This window comes from Methylibium sp. T29-B (genome assembly GCF_000576225.1).
GTDB lineage: Bacteria > Pseudomonadota > Gammaproteobacteria > Burkholderiales > Burkholderiaceae_C > Methylibium > Methylibium petroleiphilum.
On the sequence record NZ_AZSN01000319.1, the window covers coordinates 1 to 1,820 of the forward strand.

A 1,820-nucleotide genomic window follows, 5' to 3' on the forward strand; every position below is an offset into this window, starting at 1 on the left:
TTTTCGGTCGGCGTCAACATGGTAGACGTAGAGCGACTCGTCGCCGAGCAGTTGCCGGGCCGGGGCGAGCAGCGAGGGGCGCGCGCGGCGGCGTGGAACGGCGGTGAGGCGGTTGGCCCGTCCGCCTCGTGGACGCGGTAGATCGTCTTGGCCACGCCGCCGACACGTTCGCGCACGAGGTGGTCGGTGTCGATGCCTTGCAGCCGCTGGAGTTCGGCCTTCATGGCCGCGACTTCCGCCGGCGCCAGCAGTTCGGGCAGGACGATGAAGCCGTCGCGGCGGTAGCGCGCGAGTTGGTCGGTTGAGAGTTGCATGGATGGTTGCCTTGAATGACGTCGGAACAATGGCACAGCACTGGCATGCCAGTCAAGTTCCAGAACAATCCTCCCCGCTCGTCACAGGGTCGATCGGCGTCACGGCGCGACCGTGCTGCGCGAGAAGCTGTCCAGGTCGTCGATCAGGCGTCGCTGGCCGCTACCGCCGCAGCTTCGACGCCGGAGGCGAGCGCCTCGGCCAGGCTCACATGGAGCTGCATCGTGCGTTCCGTGCCGGGCCACACCGCCTGGTGGAAGAACCAGAAGCGCCGCGAGACCGCGTGCAGCGCGGCGACAGACTGGGCGGCGATCTCGTTGCGGGCCGCGTGCGCCGCCATCGCATTCATTTCGGCATCGCACTGCAGGAAATCGGCCACCGCGCCGGCCTTCACGGCCCTGGCCATTTGCCGGGCAATCGTCGCCATGCGCTGGCGCTCGGCGACCGTGGCCCGGCGCGCGGCAAGGCGGGCGATCAGTCGGTCCAGCTCGCGACGCGTCTCCAGCACCAGCAGCTGCCGGCGAAGATCGATCTGGGTGACCACGACCCCGCGACGCGGCAGAATCTGCACGAGGTGCTCGCGCGACAGGCGCTGTAACGCTTCCCGAATCGGTGTCGTGCCGATTCCGATGAGTGCGCTGAGGCTTGCCTCCGAGACCACGCTGCCCGGCGCCAGCTGCAGCGTGACGATGAGTTCCTCGAGGCGCTGGTAGGCCTTCTCGTTAAGCGTCAAGCCCCAATCGCCGGGCGCCGCCGCGCCTTCGTCGCTGAGCGATGCTGGCGCTGTATTCCTGGTGGGAGCGCCGGGGGTACGGCCACGATGGCTCGCTGGCAAGTTGGTTTTTCGCATGAGCAGGCGAAGTGTACGAGCCGCCGCCGGACCGTCGAAGATCTCACCTGCTTTTCTGCGCCGCGAGGGGCGCACATCTCCGTGTGTTCGCCTCGCGACGCTCCCGGCGTACGGTGCCTGTTTTGCCGCGAAACTGCGCGCCCACGTTCTTCAAAGTTCTCCGTTCGCGAACCTTGGCTGGTAGGCGTCTCGGTCGTGTGAATCGCAGCAATCATTACGGAAAGTGCGCGAAGATCTTTAGCCGTGATTCGTCGCTTGGCCACAGCGAGCCCTCGCCTAGCGCTGCTGGTGATCGTTCTGGGTGAGCGTGTTCTTGCCGGCCAGCCTGTGGGCGCCGAGCCTTGCGCCCGTTGAAGGGCACAAGTTGTTAATCGCACATTCCTGGGTGTGCTCGAAGTCAGGAGCTCACCTGACGGTATGACATCGGCTGCCCGAAAGCGGTCGTCGACGGGTGGCCGCATCTGGCCGGGTGAGTGAGACCACGAACGTCCGCTTCATGGTGGTGAGACCGCAAGAGCGATGGCCTGCCGGCCGACCGCTTTGGAGCAGCGCGTCCGGCCGGTTTGGGTCGGCCGGAGACGCTCGGTCAGGAGGTGAGCTGCCATTTGGGGCTGGTTGAAGACGCTTGATCTGCCTCGGATACCGTCACAGGTCGCTC

The 1,820-nt window shown here is 66.3% G+C and carries 2 protein-coding genes; both read right to left on the bottom strand.

The features are described 5' to 3' along the window. The coding region (locus Y694_RS21565; RefSeq protein WP_231497836.1) for a phytanoyl-CoA dioxygenase family protein at positions 1-314 on the bottom strand (314 nt) is incomplete at its 3' end. 143 nt (positions 315-457) lie between these two features. Continuing rightward, complete coding sequence (locus Y694_RS21570; RefSeq protein WP_155935895.1) at positions 458-1,237, bottom strand: GntR family transcriptional regulator; 780 nt, start codon at positions 1,235-1,237, stop codon at positions 458-460. Between the last annotated feature and the right edge of the window lie 583 nt (positions 1,238-1,820).